15 protein-coding genes are annotated in these 18858 nt (G+C 41.2%); 7 read left to right on the top strand and 8 right to left on the bottom strand.

The features are described from left to right. Together ACWI_RS09925 and ACWI_RS09920 are read right to left on the bottom strand one after the other, a co-directional pair. Complete coding sequence (locus ACWI_RS09925) at positions 1-318, bottom strand: hypothetical protein (RefSeq protein ID WP_070371289.1); 318 nt, start codon at positions 316-318, stop codon at positions 1-3. A gap of 175 nt (positions 319-493) precedes the next feature. Further along, entirely contained in the window at positions 494-1321 is an 828-nt protein-coding gene (locus ACWI_RS09920) for a DUF4391 domain-containing protein (RefSeq protein ID WP_070371288.1), read from the bottom strand. Between the two features lie 303 nt (positions 1322-1624). On the opposite strand from ACWI_RS09920, the gene ACWI_RS09915 reads away from it, so the two are divergent. Both ACWI_RS09915 and ACWI_RS09910 read left to right on the top strand, forming a co-directional pair. Next, a complete protein-coding gene (locus ACWI_RS09915; protein ID WP_070371287.1) occupies positions 1625-3454 on the top strand; it encodes an HD domain-containing phosphohydrolase in 1830 nt (609 codons plus the stop codon). Positions 3455-3772: 318 nt separating this feature from the next. Further along, a complete protein-coding gene (locus ACWI_RS09910) occupies positions 3773-4837 on the top strand; it encodes a GGDEF domain-containing protein (RefSeq protein ID WP_070371286.1) in 1065 nt (354 codons plus the stop codon). A gap of 741 nt (positions 4838-5578) precedes the next feature. Here the strand turns inward: ACWI_RS09910 and ACWI_RS09905 are convergent. The 3 genes from ACWI_RS09905 to ACWI_RS09895 form a co-directional block, all read right to left on the bottom strand. After that, on the bottom strand, positions 5579-6055 hold the full coding sequence (locus tag ACWI_RS09905; protein ID WP_070371285.1) for a universal stress protein: 477 nt from the start codon (positions 6053-6055) through the stop codon (positions 5579-5581). 865 nt (positions 6056-6920) lie between these two features. Further along, positions 6921-7553 carry a DUF47 domain-containing protein gene (locus ACWI_RS09900; protein ID WP_070371284.1) on the bottom strand — a complete coding sequence of 211 codons (633 nt, stop codon included), beginning with the start codon at positions 7551-7553 and terminating at the stop codon, positions 6921-6923. Between the two features lie 28 nt (positions 7554-7581). Next, positions 7582-8631: an inorganic phosphate transporter gene (locus tag ACWI_RS09895; protein ID WP_070371283.1), complete on the bottom strand. Its 1050-nt coding sequence runs from the start codon at positions 8629-8631 to the stop codon at positions 7582-7584. Between the two features lie 423 nt (positions 8632-9054). Here ACWI_RS09895 and ACWI_RS09890 point away from each other — a divergent pair, with 423 nt between their 5' ends. Further along, a complete protein-coding gene (locus ACWI_RS09890) occupies positions 9055-10485 on the top strand; it encodes a GBS Bsp-like repeat-containing protein (protein WP_070371282.1) in 1431 nt (476 codons plus the stop codon). A gap of 63 nt (positions 10486-10548) precedes the next feature. Here the strand turns inward: ACWI_RS09890 and ACWI_RS09885 are convergent, their stop codons facing one another. Continuing rightward, positions 10549-10752, bottom strand: coding sequence for a CsbD family protein (locus ACWI_RS09885; RefSeq protein WP_070371281.1), 204 nt, complete (start codon positions 10750-10752; stop codon positions 10549-10551). Positions 10753-10940: 188 nt separating this feature from the next. On the opposite strand from ACWI_RS09885, the gene ACWI_RS09880 reads away from it, so the two are divergent. The 4 genes from ACWI_RS09880 to ACWI_RS09865 all read left to right on the top strand — a co-directional run bounded on the left by ACWI_RS09880 (position 10941) and on the right by ACWI_RS09865 (position 14182). Beyond that, entirely contained in the window at positions 10941-11663 is a 723-nt protein-coding gene (locus ACWI_RS09880) for an ABC transporter ATP-binding protein (protein ID WP_070371280.1), read from the top strand. Continuing rightward, positions 11660-12400 carry an ABC transporter permease gene (locus tag ACWI_RS09875; protein ID WP_070371279.1) on the top strand — a complete coding sequence of 247 codons (741 nt, stop codon included), beginning with the start codon at positions 11660-11662 and terminating at the stop codon, positions 12398-12400. The genes ACWI_RS09880 and ACWI_RS09875 overlap by 4 nt, the downstream gene beginning before the upstream one ends. 13 nt (positions 12401-12413) lie before the next feature. Continuing rightward, the gene (locus ACWI_RS09870; protein ID WP_070371278.1) at positions 12414-13259 is read left to right on the top strand and encodes a MerR family transcriptional regulator; all 846 of its coding nucleotides are present in this window, start codon (positions 12414-12416) and stop codon (positions 13257-13259) included. A gap of 104 nt (positions 13260-13363) precedes the next feature. Continuing rightward, on the top strand, positions 13364-14182 hold the full coding sequence (locus ACWI_RS09865) for an EcsC family protein (protein ID WP_070371277.1): 819 nt from the start codon (positions 13364-13366) through the stop codon (positions 14180-14182). Between the two features lie 27 nt (positions 14183-14209). On the opposite strand, the gene ACWI_RS09860 is transcribed toward ACWI_RS09865, so the two are convergent. Together ACWI_RS09860 and ACWI_RS09855 are read right to left on the bottom strand one after the other, a co-directional pair. After that, complete coding sequence (locus ACWI_RS09860) at positions 14210-16012, bottom strand: DUF4153 domain-containing protein (protein WP_070371276.1); 1803 nt, start codon at positions 16010-16012, stop codon at positions 14210-14212. Positions 16013-16209: 197 nt separating this feature from the next. After that, entirely contained in the window at positions 16210-18753 is a 2544-nt protein-coding gene (locus ACWI_RS09855; protein ID WP_070371275.1) for a bifunctional diguanylate cyclase/phosphodiesterase, read from the bottom strand. Positions 18754-18858: the final 105 nt, after the last annotated feature.

Raw genomic sequence — 18858 nt, 5'->3', positions numbered from 1 at the left:
TTATGATTGCTTTTGGGTATGAAGCTGTTTACGGATCTGTTCGACAATCTGCAAAATGGTATAGTATTCCACCTCAATCACATTGATCGTTGTATCAAAGCCATCTTCTTTAATAATCTGGGGTGTAAAAATCAACCTGATTTTATTGCCTTCTTCATCATTCCAATCGACTGTGGTCATTTCCTGTTTTAAACTTCTGAAGTACAATTCGATCTGACTGTCATTCCAGGGCAGATAAAACCCTTCCTGATTCAGTGCTTTATTAATGTCTCTGACTCGTTTTCCGATTCCTTTAATATTCTGTATCCGTTTTAACATCGTTACTCCTTTTCCCAACCCTGTTTTTTGACTGTCTATAATTTTAAGCTTTTTTTCAAAGCCTGGCAATTCATTTTCGCTGATCTGCTTGTTTCCACCCTTCTTCGAATTGCTTTACAAAAAAACACCCTCGACGGGTGCTTTTTCTATATTGGTTTGATGATATAATCATTTTTTAGATTAACGAATAATCAAAGCGGTTTCTTCTATTATCCCGCATCTTCATATATACATTGGGAAAATAAGCGCTTACTCCTTCAGGTTTTTCCTCCTGAGTCGTCACAATTTCCGGTTGATGGATTTCAATATGGGTCGACATTCCCCGTTTAATTTTTTGTAATTCCTCTCGTGTCGTTTTTAAATCTGTCGCTAGTTTAACCTGTTTGCCAAACTGCATTTCTTTTCCCATCTGACTTTCGAGATTTTTAATGGTGGCTTCCAGCCTTTCCAATTGCTCGAACTTTCCTGCTTGTTCTACTTTTTCAATCAGTTCATCATTTTTTTTCTGACTTTTATCGCTCCAGACTGGAAACGCTTTTCCAGCAATCTGCATAAAAAAGTTCTCATAAATCTGATCCAGATTCATACCATTAATCTTCAGTGACAAATCATCAGCGCTCATCCAATTCGTCTGATGATAGTTTTGGCAATTGAACAAACCCGTTTGGGGATTAAGTGTCTGATGATCACAGCACCAAAGCTGACCCCACTCTTCGTATCGAACCAGGAAAACCGCATATTGATCAATTTCCCGGTTGATAATTTCAAGAATCGCGGAACTGATCGCCTGTCGATTTAGGATAATTTCGATGATGGCGATTTCTGTAACATTTTGTCCCGTTGGATGTGCGATTGTTTCGGGTGAAAGTGTATTGATCCAGATGATGCTACGAATTTCATCGATGAAAATCTTTTTTGACGCACTGTCGTCATTTAAATATTTATAAAACAATTCTTTGGGCAGTCGCTTGTATACATTGGTGGTTCCTGGCAAGTCAATCATGGCATCTCCTTCTCAAATTTTTTGTGTGCTGATTTTAAAGACAATGGCTTCTCTGTTTATGTAATCGACTAATCATCCAAAATACTTAGGTATTTTTGAAGCACCACCTGATTAACACCTCTAAAACAAGCCTGGCATATTTTTATCTAAACTTCAGTGCCTTTTACTCCAATTAGCTTTATACTTACCCAGAAATCCCTTTACTAATTATAATAATTAGTCTTCTATGGATGCACCCGCTTGTTTAAGAGCAAAATTTATTGGTATAAATATTACAAAGACTGTTAACTGGAGGCTAAATCAATGAAAAAGTTGCGCATCATATTGTTCATATTCTTTACTGGTCTTTTTTGTTATCTGCTTTCTCCAGCGGTCTTCGCAACGACCAATGATCTGGGAATCTATACTAAAGAGATTTTGATTGTTCAGTCCTATCAACGGGATTATTACCATACTCGAGTTTTGGAAGAAGGAATTGAAGCGGTACTTTTTGATTCAGGAGAAAAGGTTCGCATCCGGTATGAATTTCTAGATACAAAAAGCAGTCTAGATGCTGATAATTTTAAAGCCCTGGCTGAACTAATGACTCAAAAATATCAGCAGGTTTCACTGGATGGTATTATCCTTTGTGATGATGATGCCCTGCTGTTTTACAATCAGTATGGCAAAACAATCTGGCCCAATACCACTTATGTTGTCAGTACGGGCATCAATTCTCTGAGACCTTACAGTCAGGGGATTCCCGGTATGGTCATTATCGAAGAACGGCCGGATGTGTCAAAGAATGTTGCCCTGGCTTTAGAACAAAATCAAGCAAAAGCTATTAAAACGCTGCATTTTATTTATGATGAAACCACCACCAGTAACGAAATGCGCTCAGACATCGTGTCCATGCTTGCCGAAAAATACCCGGAATATGAAAGTCAACACTACTTTGACAAAACACCGGAGGAACTCAAAACAATCGTTGATAATAGCGGTGACACCGATCTGTTTTTCTATGTCTTGTATTCTCGGGATAAAAATGGTATAACCTACCATTATGATGAAGTTCCCCGGTACATTTTAAAAAACGCCAAGAACCCGGTGTATGCACTCTGGGATTTCTACCTTGGTACTGGAGTGGTTGGTGGCTACGTTGCTTCTTCCTATAAATATGGCGAAAGTGCCGCCAATACGCTGCTTGATCTCTGGGCCGGACAATCCGTTTCACCCTTAGTTTATGAGGATGGTTCACATTATCAATATATGTTTGATTATAATGTTCTAAAAACATATCAACTGAGTTATGTTCCGGAAGGCGCTACAGTAATCAATAAACCGGTCTCCTATTTTGAAAAAAACAAAAACTTGATTATTTTATTCTCTGTGATCACCGGGGTACTGATCACCATTATTGGTCTCCTCCTCTATGCCATTCGTGAAAAGAATATTCTTAACCAGAAAACGGTCGAAATCGCTGATTTGAACCAGGAAATTGTGGATACTCAGAAGGTTTTGATTTCTAAACTGGGCGCTGTCATTGAAACCCGCTCGTTCGAAACCGCTAACCATGTCAAAAGGGTCGCCCGGGTTTCTGCCTATCTGGCCAGGGAGTACGGACTCTCCGAGCGTGATGTGACGATTCTCTCTGCGGTATCACCCATGCATGATGTCGGAAAAATCGGGATCGGTGAAAATATCCTTCATAAACCCGGCCGCCTTTCGGAGCAGGAGTTTGAAATCATGAAGTATCACACCAATATCGGTTATGAAATTCTGAAAAGCTCCGAGCGGGAAATGCTCCGTTATGCTTCTCTGGTAGCTCTCGAACATCACGAAAAGTGGGGCGGCGGTGGCTATCCCAGCGGTAAATCAGGGCTGGACATCCATATCTTTGCACGAATTACAGCGATTGCGGATGTCTACGATGCGCTTAGCAGTATCCGCTCCTACAAAGAGGCCTGGTTTCAGGAATCTGCTGTAGCTTATCTCCTCGAAGAAAAAGGAAAATTTTTTGAACCCAAACTGGTGGATATTTTTGTGACCAATATTGTTGAAATCGAAGCCCTTCGCAGCGCAACATCCGAGGATGAACTCAACGATTTCAGCCAGATGTATAAGTATTTGAAGGAACAAATGATGGACGAATAAGCGACAATTAGTCGTCAATTGTTCTTGCGTTGCAATTGTCCGCTTATGGGTATTCTTTAACAATGGTAAAATTTTTTAAGTTTTATTCGACTATTTCTGAATTTTATCCAATTATAGTTATCTCAAAATTAAAATAACGATGCTTTATCGTTATTTTTTCTTTTTTCCCATATCGTGTTTATTCACCTTGAAAAACAAACCGGTTAAATGTTACAATATGAGCCATATCATCCAGATTCCGAAAAAAGGTTGCATCCATAATCGTTTTATGGTTAACCCGACCAGGATGTGTTAATATCTATAAAGGAGGCCAGCATTTTGCATTTAAACAAGAATTGGTACACACACATCATTACATATTTATGGATTGCCATTGGCGTTTCATCGTCAGTGACACTGCTTAATCTGTTTTTTTCCAGTCTGGCTCCCCAATCTTTTTTCCTGGAACGCTTTCTATTCCCGCTTTTACTTGAAGTTATAATTCTTATTGTTTTAAAAAAGCTGATTCGCTTAAATACAACTGTCACCCCTTACTTTATCATCGTTGGATGTCAGGCCATTGTCATGATTCTGTTCATGGTTCATTATCCTGTTTTTTACGTAATGCTCTCGCTTTTTTTGATGCCCGTGCTTATCTCGATTTTTTTTCTGGATCTCAAACTGATTGACTTCTCTTTTTATCTGTCCCTTGCTGTATTTGTTGGCATGAAGTTGTTGTTCCCCCCGCTGTCAATGATGTCAGTAATTGAAGTTACGACATTTTCCGCCATTCTGGTGAGCTCTTATTTTCTTTCCCGGGAATTGACAAAACGATTTTCAGTCGTCTATACCGATATGGTTATCTCGGTTGAAAAAGAAAAAGAACTTTTATACCGTAACATTTACATGGAAAAGCTCACAAAGATGGATTTGGCTACAAACTTATACAATCATAAAACATTTCACGAGTATCTGGATGAGTTGGTGGCCCAATGTCGCAAACAACCCTTTAATCTTTCACTGGGATTGATGGATCTTGACCGGTTCAAAGGGATTAATGACCGCCAGGGCCATGGCAACGGTGATAAGGTTATTGCCACTGCTGCTGCTATCATTCGTGATAATCTGGAAGCCAATGATTTTGCTGCCCGCTACGGCGGCGAAGAGTTTGCTGTTATTTTTACTGAAAAATCACCGGAAGCCTGTCTTGAAATTCTTGAGCGAATACGAACCGATCTTGAAACGGCGGTTTTTGATACCATGCCTGATGAGGTTGTCACCATGAGCATCGGTTTTACCCCGTTCACCCCTAAAATGAGTAAAACTGACTTGTTCGAAGCAGCTGATGCCAGTCTGTATTCGGCCAAAAAAAATGGCCGCAATCAAATTCAATGTGCATCGTGATTCCAGCACTATCTCTTCGTCAGATTGATCCGACTTTCAAAGGCACCAATAACCACATCCTATTTTTAGCAACAAAAAAAGACTAATGCCGATTCTACGCTTTTACCTGTAGAATCGGCCTAGTCCAAAATCTCTGTTGTCATCCGTTTGGATTCCTCCTATGATTTTTTATCAAAAATCTTCTTTTTTCACTTTTCAAGTAAATTTCTCCAATTTTTAGGATGCTCTCGCTTTTAAAATTCGATTTGTTTGATACTCACCCGATTATTATTTACTAAATTTTTTACTTGATATTTTTGACTTCAGAACATTTTCTCGTTTCCAATTTAATATCGGATATGGCTTTCAGAAACCGTGAGAACTTTTCTTTTTTCAAGGATATTTTTCATTCATCGTTCATTTAATTCGTTGTGAGGTTACCTTCTTGTTTTAATTTAAGCACAATTTGTTTTAAAAATTATTTAAAACAAATTTTTCCTTTGCCGTTAATTTATTTGATTTAATCAGTCTCGATTTTTTACGTTGATGCTGATTATCTCATTTATAATTATTGACAACTTGGATCTTATTTACTTTTAAATGATCAGTTGATCTTTGATTAATTGTATTATAGCACCTTTTTGAAATAAGTAAATAGATTTTTTGTAAACGTTTGTATAAATATTACAAATGATTTGTAAAGCCGATTTAAAGCCATTCTCTCTGCTAAGGTACAGAAACCGTTTGTCACCTTTTTAAGCATTATTTAAGATCCTCATGAATCGATAATACCGGACAAGGTGCTTCTGAAATCACCCGCTGGGTAACTGAACCGGTAAAAAAGCGCTTAATTTTTGACATCCCCCGGTTACCCATGACAATCAGATCGAAGGCTTCCTCCCTGGCGATTTCCAGAATTTCAATGGAAGGTTCTCCGGTCACTACTAATTTTTCCAGATCAATACCGGAAAAATCAAATTCTGCCACAATAGTGTCCAGCATCTCTGCGGCCCGTTCTTCCAGTTGTGACATAATCTCCATTTCGACGCCACCGGCTGAAATGATGGAACCATCCACCTGATGCCAGAAGTTCTGGTTTCTGCCATAACTGGTAACATGGTTTTCTTCCACAACTGTCACCAGCTTCATCGCAAAATCATATTTTCGGGCAATCTCCATGGCTTTTTTCAGGGCGTTCATGGATGCCCTGGAACCATCAATGGGTACCAGTAATTTCATGATCATATCCTCCGTTTTTTTTATCATGGCAATAAATTACGATTATTTAGTGCTCTGATGTTACTAAATATACCCCGTTTCGCTTTTAAAAAACAGCATTGTCATTAAAACGATAAACACCTATCGCCTAAATCCGGCCACGATCCGGCCTTAAAACTTTTTTACAATAATCAGCATCATTACTTTGTATTAAGCCAAAAAAGACTAAGACCGATTTTACATTTTTATCTGTAAAACCGGCCTAGCCTAAAATCTCTGTTGTCATCCGTTTGGACTCCTCCTATTGATTTTATCAAAAATCTTTTATCACTTATCTTTGTAAATATCGCCAACTTTTTGGAATCATCTTACTCTTTAGATTGGATTAATAACCCATACAATCGTTTAGAAATCTTTTCGTCATCATCTTCACCGAATGGTATTTCCTGATCCCCAATGATCTTTGACTATTTCTATTAAGAGTTGTTAAGGTTATTACCGCTCTTCATTTCGGAGCAATCTGTTTTCTCATTCAAATTTTTCCCACTGCCATTAAAACGAATCAATTGACCATTTGCTAATAGGTTACTTTAGTCTGGTAATTTTTATTTTACTGGTGAGCTGTGCGATTATTTACTTTTCAATGATCGAAATCACTAAAATTAGAAAATGATTGATGATCTTTGATTTAGATATAGTATATCACGTTATTATAATATGTAAATAGACAAAGTGTAAATGTTTGTATAGTTTTTGTGTACGTTCACATCAAGCCTGTAAATACGCATCACAGGTTAATGAAAAATACACCATCCGCTTTGCAAAAACAAAACGGTGGTGTATATAAAATGGCTACTTAAAACCAGGCGCTTATATTTTCCCTGATTTAGGAGTTTTTTAGAATAATGCTGGAAATAATATCTGCCGCATCCTCGAAAGAATCACAGCTTTCTTCAAAATAATCATAAATACGAATGAGAGCAATGGTTTCGATATGATCCCGTTTATCTATAAATAACTGTCTTACCGAGTGAACATAGAGGTCGTCGCCCTCGTTTTCCAATCGATTGATGGCAATAATTGCCTCATTTAAGGTTTTTGGTTTCTTAAAAGATTTCAGTTCTTTGATCGCTTCATGCAGACATGTCGCACTTCTGACAATCAGATCCATAAACTTAAACATTTCCGGGGTGATCTTTCCAATCTGGAACATATCCAAATATTTGAGGATGTCTTCAATCAGATCGATAATGGTATCCAGCGCACAGGCCAGATTGATAATATCTTCCCGCTCAATGGGGGGCAGAAAATCACTGTACATAAATTCCATCATCTCATATTTGAGGTTATCTGCGGTTCGTTCCACTTCGTGAAGTTTGACCAGCTTCTTCTCCAAGCTTTTAAGATCATAGTCCTGAAGCGTTTCATTGAGCATTTCGGATGCTTTCACGATCAAATTAGAAACAGCAATAAATTCCTTGTAATAGTTATACCCTTTTGTTTTAACTTTTTTTGACATAATGTCTCCCTTTTAAGATAGTGTTGTTTTAGAATATTTGCATAAAAACCCAGGCCATGATAAATCCGACCAGGCCACAACCCGGGAAAGTCAATACCCAGGCTAAAAGCATCTCTCCAACTGTTGACCAATTCACCGAGGAAAACCGTTTAGCGGCACCAACGCCCATGATTGCTGTTGTTTTGGTATGGGTGGTACTGACAGGTAATCCGAAAACAGATGAAATCAACAAACAGATTGCTGCCGCAAGATCAGCACTGAAACCCTGAAAGGATTCCAACTTAACCATATCCATACCAACCGTTTTGATAATTTTCATCCCCCCAATGGAGGTTCCCAGGGCCATAACCAACGAACATAGAATCATCATCCATACTGGAATCACAAAATTCGTGGCGTCAGCATTACCCTGTGCCAGAAATATCCCCAGCATAAAAATTCCCATGAACTTTTGTCCGTCCTGAGCACCATGCATAAAAGCCATGGCCGCTCCGGCGCCAATTTGACCATTCTTAAAAAATACATTTGTCTGCTGTCGAGACATCTGTTTACAGATCAGCATCACTATTTTTACGACCAGAAAACCTAGCCCAAACCCTAACAGTGTCGATGTCCCAAGCCCATAAACGACCTTAATCCAGGCTTCTCCATTAATTCCGCTAATTCCCCCTTGCAGTGCAATGGCGGCACCAGATATACCTGCAATCAATGCATGGCTTTCACTGGTTGGAATCCCGAAATACCAGGCAGCTGTTGCCCAGAGCACAATGGCAAAGAGGGCTGCACACAAAGCGATGAGCGCATCGTCTGAACCGCTGAAATTTACCATGTTGGCTACCGTTTGAGCCACTGTCGCATTGATGGCAGTCATAACAAAAACCCCCAGGAAATTGAAGACAGCCGCCATCACAATTGCTTTTCTAGGCTCCAATGATCGGGTGGACACGCAGGTGGCGATAGCATTTGGCGCATCAGTCCAACCATTTACCAAAATTACCCCAAGGGTTAAAACTACAATGATGAGCAAAGCTGGATTGCCGGCAATGCTGCTGATAAAATCCGATAAAGTGATTGTCATATTTTTAAGAATACCCCGTTTCTCTCTACACATTCAAAAGTCTTTTTTGAATGTCATACTCGACTGTTTTTTTGCCGTACTCATTCTACACCATAAGTTCCCAAAATAGAACGCTTTTAACATAAATTTAACAAATTTTTAATCTGACACTCCTTTACAGACGTTTTTTGTCCATATTTTAATGTCTGATCGTGAAATACAATCGAACTTTATGTGACAGTTTTATGATTCTTGCATTTTTTGAGTTTTTTTTATTGTAATTTATAGTAAATCATTGCAAAATTTATAATTAGGGTGTAAAATTTAAGTAACGAATTGTAACCGAATTAATTGGAATTATTGTAAATTAAGCCGATTATTTCTAAAACATACATTATCGATGCGAAATTTATATTAATACAGAGATATGGGAGGATACTGGAAATGAAGTTTTATCGTGGCGTCTTTATTTGTTTTGTTCTAATGATAGTTCTGGGTATTTACCCGGTTGCTGTGTTGGCAGAAGAAAGCAATAATAGCGGAACAGTGGTTACGACCATCGATGCCCAACCATTTGTTGAAACCCGGGAAATGCTCCCCGGTGATGTGGCTGCCGATCCCGGTTGGCCGGATGAAGCCTACCTGAATGATGGCATAAATAGTTCGTCGGTATTCTCACCTCGACTCAGTGCACCTGCTTCAGATAATGATTATTACTTTTCCAAAAATATATTTTATCTGGCTGGCTATGGGATGCCAAACTGTACCGCATACGCCTGGGGCCGGGCCTACGAAATTTTGGGCAGCAAACCGAATTTAAGCAATGGTAACGCCAATGAGTTTTGGGATTACAACCTCAGAAGCGGTGCCTACCCTTATGGCTCCACCCCTAAAGTCGGCGCCATTCTTTGCTGGGACGGCAGTTCCTGCGGTCATGTTGCGGTTGTCGAAAAAATTGAAGGAAATAAGGTGACTGTTTCAGAGTCGTCTTGGAGTGGTTCTTACTTTTATACTACCACTTTTACTGCTGGTACAGAAAATGCAGTTTCTGTTGGCGGCTTCCAGGGATATATTTATCTTGGTGACTTTGAACCTGAACCGGACCGTGATACCACCCCCCCGACAATTGCCAATGCCCAGATAACCGATCTCAACGATGAAGGCTTCACTATAACCTGTCAGGTTTCTGATGCGGATTCTGGTATTGCATCAGTCCTTTTCCCCACCTGGACTGATGCCAACGGACAGGATGACCTGGTCTGGCACCGGGCCAGCATTAGCGGCAACACCGCATCTTATCGGGTTTCATACAACCAGCACAATAACGAGCTGGGAACCTATTCCGTACACATTTATGCTTATGATGGTGCGGGAAACACTTCTGCCACAGCCTTAAGTGTTTCTGCACAAAAAAGTATTACCTGTTCCTACCAAACCCATGTCCAGGATTATGGCTGGCAACGCTGGAAAATGAATGGGCAAACCAGTGGTACTTCCGGAGAATCCAAACGCCTGGAAGCCATTGAAATTCAAGTAGATAACAAAGGCTATGATCTGGGCATTGAGTATCGCACCCACATCCAAAATATCGGCTGGCAGGATTGGAAACATGATGGTGAAATCAGTGGTACCTCTAATCAGGGCCTACGCCTGGAAGCCATTGAAGTCCGTTTAACTGGTTCTGATGCTTCCCGCTACGATGTTTATTACCGGGTTCATGCTGAAAATATCGGTTGGTTGGACTGGGCCAAAAATGGTGGTAGCTCCGGTACCGAAGGCTATGGCTATCGTCTGGAAGCAATCGAAGTGATGGTTGTTCCAGCTGGCTCCGCAGCCCCCGGATCAACTATCCGGGCATTTCAAAGTAATCGCTAATTAACTTAAAAGCACCTCAATACCGAGGTGCTTTTTCTTTTTATCCTAAACCTTATGCGACGTTTATTTTTTGAATTTTTCTTTTAAATCCTCAATGGCTTTTTCGGCAGCTTCCCTGGTCATTCCGTATTTTTCCTGAAGTTTATCAACCAACACTTTAGCATTGCCTTTTACCGCTTCCAGATCTTCAGTTGTCAGTTTCTCCCATTTTTCCTGTACATCCTCTTTGATCTGTTCCCATTTTTCTTCAAACGTGTCTTTATTCATTTTTTTCCTCCCAAGATAAAGTGTAATTATTTATTTGCTTATTTACCCGGATAAAAGCAATCTAAACAGCTAACTGGCCCAGTCGTTTTAAATCTTACTACTGAAAAAAACTTAAAAATCACCCTTGACTCTCCCCGTGGAGGAGCATTTATACTTCAACTTGTAGCAAGAAATGATTGGAGGAAGCAATGAAAAACTGTATTGAAGTGAAAAATTTAAACAAATCCTATGGCAATCGGGTTGTGGTAAAAAATTTAAACCTCACTGTCAAAAAAGGTGAGGTGTTTGGTCTTTTAGGGCCCAACGGCGCCGGAAAGTCGACCACCATCGACTGTATCCTGGGACTGAAGTTATTTGAAAACGGCTCGGTTCAGGTTCTGGGGATGGACCCGACAAAAGAACGCAAGCAACTTTTTGAGCGGGTCGGGGTGCAGCTGCAGTCCTCCAGCTATCAGGGCAATATCCGAGTGGGTGAAGTCTGTGAAGAAATCGCCGCCCTTTACCAGTCACCCGCTGATTACTATGACTTATTGGCGCAGTTTAAGCTCGATCACTACCTCAAGCAACCGGTGGCCAAACTCTCCGGCGGCGAAAAACAAAAACTGTCGATACTACTGGCCCTGATCCCCCAACCTGAGGTACTCTTTCTGGATGAGCTCACAACCGGGCTCGACACCGAGGCCCGGCGGGAGGTCTGGCAGGTTTTAACGGCGCTTAAAGAAAAAGGACTGACGTTGTTTCTCACCTCTCATTACATGGACGAGGTGGAGGTGCTCTGTGACCGGGTCTGCATCATTAACCGGGGCGAAACTCTGGTAACTGACACCGTACCCGAGCTGATTCGAAAAAGCCCCTATAAACGGCTGGAAGAAGCCTATCTCTGGTTCATGAAGGAGGAAATCGCCATATGAAAAAATTTTTTACCTTGCTAAAAGTCGAAGGCAAACTGTCGCTGCGCTGTATTGACAGCATCTTTTTCGGAGTCTGTATGCCGGTTGGCATAATGATCCTCATCGGTCTGATTGTCGGACAAAACCCCGCTCCCACTGATGCCGGATACACCCTGATTCAAAGCTCGTTCGGGGCTCTGATCACCGTAGGAATCTGTGCCACGGCTTTTATGGGCATACCCTTGACCATCGCCGATTATCGGGACAAGAAAATTCTCAAACATTTTTTTGTGACACCGGTGAGTCCAACTATGTTATTATGGGTTCATGCCGTTATCAACATGCTGCTATCACTTGTTTCGGCACTGCTGATTTACGCCGTCGCCCGAACCTTCTTCGGATATGAAATCATTGGCGGAAAGCTCGCATTTTTCGGGTCTTACCTGCTGGTGATGGTGTCGATGTACAGTCTTGGGCTGCTGATTGCCAGCCTGTGTCGCACCGTTAAAACCGCCAACGTAGTCTGCAGTATTGTCTACTTCCCGATGCTGTTTTTATCCGGAGCTACCATTCCCTTTGAGATTTTTCCCCAACCGCTCCAGAACGTGGCCAGTTTTCTGCCTCTGACTCAGGGTATTGCCCTGCTGAAATCAACCAGTCTGGGACTGGAAACCAACCTGTTTCTTCCCCTGATGGTGTTAGTTGGATCGCTGGTCATGGGCATTATTTTATCCATCCGATTCTTCCGTTGGGAATAAGAAAGGAAAACAAATGAACGAAACCTATCAATGTCAACGCGTTGAAACCGTCTATTATAAGATCGGACTGTTTTCTAAAATCAACCGGGTCACCATCAAAGCGCTGCGCTACTATGACGAAATCGGCCTACTGCCGCCAGCGTTTATCGAAGAAACGACAGGCTACCGCTATTATACCTCATCCCAACTCCCCCTGCTCCACCAGATTCTGGCCCTGCGGGATATGGGCTTTACCCTGGACGAAATCAAACAAGTCCAGGGCGGGATCCCGGAAAAAGAACTGCTTCAAAAAAAGCGGCTGGAGCTCATCAAAAAAATCGCCGCCGATACCCTGCGCCTGGCCCAGGTGGAATCCTATCTGGCAAAAAAAGATGCGGACACTTGCGACTACCACATCATCTTAAAAGACTTACCCGAGGTGATTGTGGCCTCGATGCGGACGGTGATCTCCAGCTACGATGCCCTGTTTGATGTGGTGCCGCCGATGGGGGCCGAAATGGAACGGCTGGGCTGTGTCTGTGCGGTTCCGGAATACTGTTTTAATATCTATCATGATGGCGAATACCGGGAAACCGATGTGGATGTGGAAATCTGCGAAGCCGTTACAGAAAAGAAGATTGATTCGGAAATGCTGACCTTCAAAGTCATCGACCGGGTCGAGCATGCTGCCTGCGTCCTTCACAAAGGTCCCTATGAAGGCTTCCCCAAAGCCTACAATGCGGTGCTGAAATGGGTTGAGAATAATGGCTATGAGATTATTGACAATCCCCGGGAGTCCTATATTGATGGACTCTGGAACAAGGATTCCGCCGAAGACTGGCTAACCGAAATCCAGTTTCCGGTCAGAAAAATCAGCTAACCTTTTTATTATATTAAGTGCTTGTTTAAGTTCTGATTAAAGAAAATTGATAGAATGATAGGATAAGATAGCGTTTATTAAATCAACTGATTGGAGTTTCAAAAATGAAAAAAGACCTGATCCTATCAAAACAACTGACCATGCTGGAAAAACACGAACAGAAGTTTTTGAATCAGACTGACAGTCCGTTTATGAAATCAAACTTTTCCCCGATGGTCAATAAAATTCAGGATAAAATACCAGCCAAGCTGAAGTCAACCCTGGACGCTGCCTTTTACATGGGCTTTCATCTGGTCTTTGAAAAAGGCAGTTCATTAATCGAAAAAATAGTCAATAAAGAAAAAATTGAAATCGAATATGATTTAAATAATTATGCGATTGAAAAATATATGAATCGAAAACATCTGACTAAGTTGGATAAATCGTCAAAGCACTCCAAAACCATCAATGAATCCATTGCTGCCATTGAAGGCGGTGTTCTGGGTTTGTTGGGGATTGGGCTTCCGGATATTCCCCTGTTTCTTGGCGTCATTGTTAAAACCATCAATGAAATCGCCCTGTCCTACGGTTTTCAGTACACCACGGCAGAAGAAAAAGCCTACCTGCTTTATCTGATCTGCGCCGCCATGACCAAAGAAGATCTGCGCAAAGCCTACGATCAGAAAGTCGAGGGCTTAGGTCAGGATATCGATACCCACGCCCACATAAGCATTGATCTGGATGCGGTGATGAAGGAGACCTCGGATCTTTTATCCAATACCCTGCTGACCGCCAAATTTATTCAAGGATTGCCCATTGTCGGCGTCATCGGTGGGGTGGTCAATCCCCTGATAATCAATAAAATCGGCAAATACGCCCGGATCAAGTATAAAAAACGGTATTTACTTGACAAAATAAAGACGACACCCCAAACGCAATACTGACTATTTAATAAAATTTTTTACCATTCGTTATTTTATCTGAACCAGCACATAAAAGTCAGCATTATATGTTGTCTCAGCTTCTGATTTTTCGATGGCTAAAAAAATCGCTATCATCGAAATTTTCGCCTTATCATTTTCCACTGTAAACATAGCTTCGTCGGCATTCATATAATCTTTACTAACCTGGTAACTGCCACCCTGGGATGTATCAAAATGATCAAACACTTCTTGCATATTGATCCGCATCAGTTCTTGACCATCTGTCTCTGTCAGCACCAACTCCCCAATCCTACCTGTTTTTTCACGAACCAACGTATAGCTTTTTCCATTTGACTCAAAACTACATATCGTTGGATCCATTTTATCATCCTGCATGTAGAAATTTGCCACTACAAAGGTCTGATACCCAGAAATATCAATCGGCGACTGTGGATTCAGATTGAGATAAATTGATTCGTATCGATGTGGGCCTTCCTCATAACGATAAAAACCGAAAGTATCATAAAAATCCTGATAAAGATCAAAATCCTTGCCAAGAAAAGAAATTTCGCTGGTGTATTCCATCATCGCCAGATAGTTGACTGAGTCAGAAATAATTTTTTTATCTGCTTCCGATATTGAAGCGTTCGGAAAAACGGTATCGTCTTGGATCATGCTATTTCCAACCAGCGTTTGGGTCAATCGCCCAACTTGATTGGAACGACTAATCGTAAAAGCATCCACCGGCGGAATAATCGAAAATACTGAGAAGCCGATCAATAGCGCAGCGATGATCCCATTTTTACGAACTGGCATAAAACACATCAGAATCCCGGAAATAGCTGCAAAGACACCAAAAATAATCACATAGTACCGACCATGAGTGATTCCGGTATCCTGAATCCGCAACGCCGAGGCGACAATCTGAAAGATAACGATGGGAACCAGGATTTTAGGAAAAATTTTGCGGTACCATTTTGCAATTATATTTTCCAGATTACTAGCTAAAATATAAATCAATATGACTGCAATGGCGAAACCCACCAGCATCGGTTCCAGGCGATTATCAGTCCAGAAGTCTCCGGTAATATTTCTGGCAATATAAATAACCAGTATCACCGTGTAAACCGTCAAAAGCGGGATTATGATATAAGAAATCAGCACCTCCAAAAATCTCGGACACTGACAGGATCGTGCCAGCTTTTCCCGGTTATACTCCAATTGCTCCGGTGACCGGTTTTTGTCCGAAACCCCTGGATAGATGGGGATCAACGACAGAAAATAAATAGGAGCAAACAGTATTCCAACGATGTTTAAGGTATGCAGATAGGCATTTTCCGAAACCCGAAACAACAGTAAATCGATGGCGGTGATAATCAGGGTAATCCCTGCAAACAGCACTCCTGAAAAAAGCAAGGCATTAAAGAAGGCTTTAAAGGTCGCCATAAAGCTTTGGTTAAAGCTGATCTCGCTTTTAATTGCCGGAACCCAGATATATGCCATCAACAAGGCAAAAAGTGCAACCGATGTGCGAATCCAGGTTTCCATACTGGTACTGGTATCCTGTCTGACGATCAGAAAATAACCCAGGGTCAATAGCAGACCTAAACCCATTGCGGCCAGCCGGTAACTTGTTTTATCAAAAAACCGCTCCCATACCGCCTGGAGGGTAAACCCCAGAAAGGCACCAACTAAACAGGTCAGTAAATACCGGGTATAATCGGCATCCTGCTCAATCGCCATGGTGTTAACCAGCGCCGCTGCCACCAAAAAAATAACCGTCACCGGATAGCGGGATAATGCCGCAACCAGACCACCTAATTTTTCGTTGATTTTATCAATCAGTTTCATCTCTGCTCCTAATCTAAACTCACCTGGAAAATCCAAAGGACCATTACGACAATGATATTTTTTATATACCCTTCCCGGACAGATATACTAAATAAATCTGGCACCTTTTCATAAATGCCTTTTAACATTTATTCTTATTGATTTTTTTGCTTAAAAAAAGTCCAATTGTTTGCTTCCAATTGAACTTCTCAGCTTGTTTATTCGTTTGTTTTAAATAATTCCGTCAAAGGCACCGGGCGCTTGAAATAATACCCCTGAAATTCTTTGGGTTCAAAGGTCTTGATAATTTCAAACTGTTCCCGGGTTTCCACCCCTTCCACGGTGACCTCAAAGGACAATTCATGAGCCATTTGGATCATTGTTTTTAGTAACTTCCGACTTTTTATATCTTCCAATCGCTTGGCATAACTTTGGTCGATCTTTAACCGGTCAATCGGCAGATTTTTGATGTAATCAATGGATGCATACCCGGTGCCGAAATCATCCAGGGTGACCAGGAATCCCAGTTCCCGTAGTTCGGACAAAATGGCAGCACCATACTCTTTGTTCGTAATTAATGCAGTCTCGGTTATCTCAATCTCCAGTAAGTGTGGAGGAATATGATAACGGTTGACCGCGTCCAGCAACTTATACAAAATATCCCGGCTGGCAAAATGCTGACCGGAAAAATTGATGGCCACCGGCATTTCTCTGTTGACCAGATTATACTCGACAATCGACTGACATACCCGCTCGATTACATAAAAACCGATGTTGATTATTTGACCAGACTGTTCGGCAATATCAATGAAATAGCCCGGCGATTTAAGTGAGCCATCCTTTTGCTGCCAACGGATCAATGCCTCCAGTCCCAACATCGTCGTACCATCATTGGCATATTTGGGTTGATAATAAAGCACAAATTCTCTGGCTTCCAGTGCCGTTTCAATTTCATTTTTAATGGCATTTTCATGAAGGATTTTATCCATAATTGATTGATCGTAGTGCGAAACATTAATCAGAACATTATTGATCACCGGGGTAATTGCCAGTCGGCTCATTTGTAGCAGTTCTGAGTAGGACTCGGTCTGTAACGGGTAGTAGGCGATGCCGATTTTGTATTTTATAATGACCGTAAACAGGTCTAACACCAGGGGCTTATCAAAGAAATTGATCATCTGGCAAATTAACTGTGATTCTTCTTTGTGAATACCTTCCGTAGCAATTAAAAAGTCATTATTACTGGACAAACCGATCAGATCCCGCTCTTTGGTAATGCCTTCCAGAAATTCAGCAATGCTTCTGAGAATAGCGGCGTAAATTTCCTTGCCGTGACTATATGTCAACTCATTGAGATTGGTAATGGTTAAATTGATAATGGTAATGTCCTGATCTTTTAAAAAATTTGTTTCCAGCAGCGTATTAAACCGGATTTCATTGAGAACACCGGTTAACTGGTTGTAATCCAGCAGATATGAAATTTTTTGATTGGCATTCATCAATAAACTGACATTCCGGGTCAACTCGTCCTGACTGATCTGCAGCTTCTCACTTTTTTGCTCCAGTTCCATTTTTCGGCGATATAATTCTCCATTGGCGTTTGCCAAAGCCAGGTGGGACTTTTTTCGAATAGTCATGATGATCAGCAGTGCAGAAATAATGACAGCCATCAGGATCATGATAAAGCTGATCAGAATCACCTGATTCAAGGTCAAAACGTAATTGCTCTGCGGTTTATTAATAATGATATTATTGGGTGGCAGACGCTCCTCGGGGAGATTAAACGCCTTCATGCCATAATAATTAAAAATTTTCTGTTGCACCGGTTCTTCAATAATCGGTATAGATTCTATGGAACGACCTGCCGATAATGCCAGGATATCTTCACCAATAATACGCCCGTGCTCATAGGGAGATACCACAAATCCACCAATCACCTGGTTGGTGATTGATGTTGAAACGCCACAGAAAGTTGGCAAGTTCGAATTTGCCGACAACATATTGGTGTACTGATCGTGATTCAACACCCCGAATGAACCTGCCGTATATAGGGCTGTGGATGCTTTGTCATAACCGGCTATTTCTTCCAATTGCTGGTCATAATCCTCTATTTTTATGAGATGTAAGTTGAAGCTACGCTGATCATCCGCCAGATTATCGTAAGCCGCCACCATTTGTTCATAGGTGCCCCGGGTCGTTGTGGTATCTGCTCCACAAATCAATAGATCCTTTATTTGCGGCATGGCAGTACCCAACCACACAAAAAACGCTTCATAGTCGACATTCTGAAGGATACCCTTAATGTCATTAAAGGGTAGCTCAAGCGGCAGCCCCCCGTTTACTCCAGCAAATAAAACTGGAACGTCAGGAAAATATTCATCCTTTAATGATAAGATCAATTCAAAGGCCGTATTATCGGTAACTACAATGGCGGCGATGTCTTTGGTTGCGTAATGTTTAATTTTTTCAATGGTGTTTTGATCCAGGGGAGTATCCCGATAGGCATCCAGATACTCCGTGTAGATAGTGTAATTGGTATCTGAAAGGTTCTCGGTAATGCCTTGATGAAGCGCATCAGTCCAGGAAAATCCCTGATTGTATGAATGGATAATCAAAATGTTCTCCCGGGAAGTCACATCATCACCACCTGTGGCGTAAACACCTGAAAGAATCACCCCCGAAAAAAAAACGAGAAGAATCATCATTGCTAACGCTCTTTTACAGACCAGCCAACCCCGCTGCGAATAGTGTCCCTGTTTCATTTATGCCCTCCGTTATTATCCACCACTGATAATAGAATTCTCGTATTAGTTTTTATACCCATTCTAATCTTCAATAAATGCAAACTTACCTGACAACGCATCTGA

Origin of the sequence: Acetobacterium wieringae, from assembly GCF_001766835.1 — a bacterium.
GTDB classification, from domain to species: domain Bacteria; phylum Bacillota; class Clostridia; order Eubacteriales; family Eubacteriaceae; genus Acetobacterium; species Acetobacterium wieringae.
The sequence above is the reverse complement of the archived record's forward strand: the minus strand, read 5'-3'. Positions and strand labels throughout refer to the sequence as shown.

Bases quoted from the DNA above. Each gene is read 5' to 3' on its own strand.
- ACWI_RS09925 (WP_070371289.1), bottom strand. From the start codon at position 318: ATGTTAAAACGGATACAGAATATTAAAGGAATCGGAAAACGAGTCAGA.
- ACWI_RS09920 (WP_070371288.1), bottom strand. From the start codon at position 1,321: ATGATTGACTTGCCAGGAACCACCAATGTATACAAGCGACTGCCCAAA.
- ACWI_RS09915 (WP_070371287.1), top strand. From the start codon at position 1,625: ATGAAAAAGTTGCGCATCATATTGTTCATATTCTTTACTGGTCTTTTT.
- ACWI_RS09905 (WP_070371285.1), bottom strand. From the start codon at position 6,055: ATGAAATTACTGGTACCCATTGATGGTTCCAGGGCATCCATGAACGCC.
- ACWI_RS09900 (WP_070371284.1), bottom strand. From the start codon at position 7,553: ATGTCAAAAAAAGTTAAAACAAAAGGGTATAACTATTACAAGGAATTT.
- ACWI_RS09895 (WP_070371283.1), bottom strand. From the start codon at position 8,631: ATGACAATCACTTTATCGGATTTTATCAGCAGCATTGCCGGCAATCCA.
- ACWI_RS09890 (WP_070371282.1), top strand. From the start codon at position 9,055: ATGAAGTTTTATCGTGGCGTCTTTATTTGTTTTGTTCTAATGATAGTT.
- ACWI_RS09885 (WP_070371281.1), bottom strand. From the start codon at position 10,752: ATGAATAAAGACACGTTTGAAGAAAAATGGGAACAGATCAAAGAGGAT.
- ACWI_RS09880 (WP_070371280.1), top strand. From the start codon at position 10,941: ATGAAAAACTGTATTGAAGTGAAAAATTTAAACAAATCCTATGGCAAT.
- ACWI_RS09875 (WP_070371279.1), top strand. From the start codon at position 11,660: ATGAAAAAATTTTTTACCTTGCTAAAAGTCGAAGGCAAACTGTCGCTG.
- ACWI_RS09870 (WP_070371278.1), top strand. From the start codon at position 12,414: ATGAACGAAACCTATCAATGTCAACGCGTTGAAACCGTCTATTATAAG.
- ACWI_RS09865 (WP_070371277.1), top strand. From the start codon at position 13,364: ATGAAAAAAGACCTGATCCTATCAAAACAACTGACCATGCTGGAAAAA.
- ACWI_RS09860 (WP_070371276.1), bottom strand. From the start codon at position 16,012: ATGAAACTGATTGATAAAATCAACGAAAAATTAGGTGGTCTGGTTGCG.
- ACWI_RS09855 (WP_070371275.1), bottom strand. From the start codon at position 18,753: ATGAAACAGGGACACTATTCGCAGCGGGGTTGGCTGGTCTGTAAAAGA.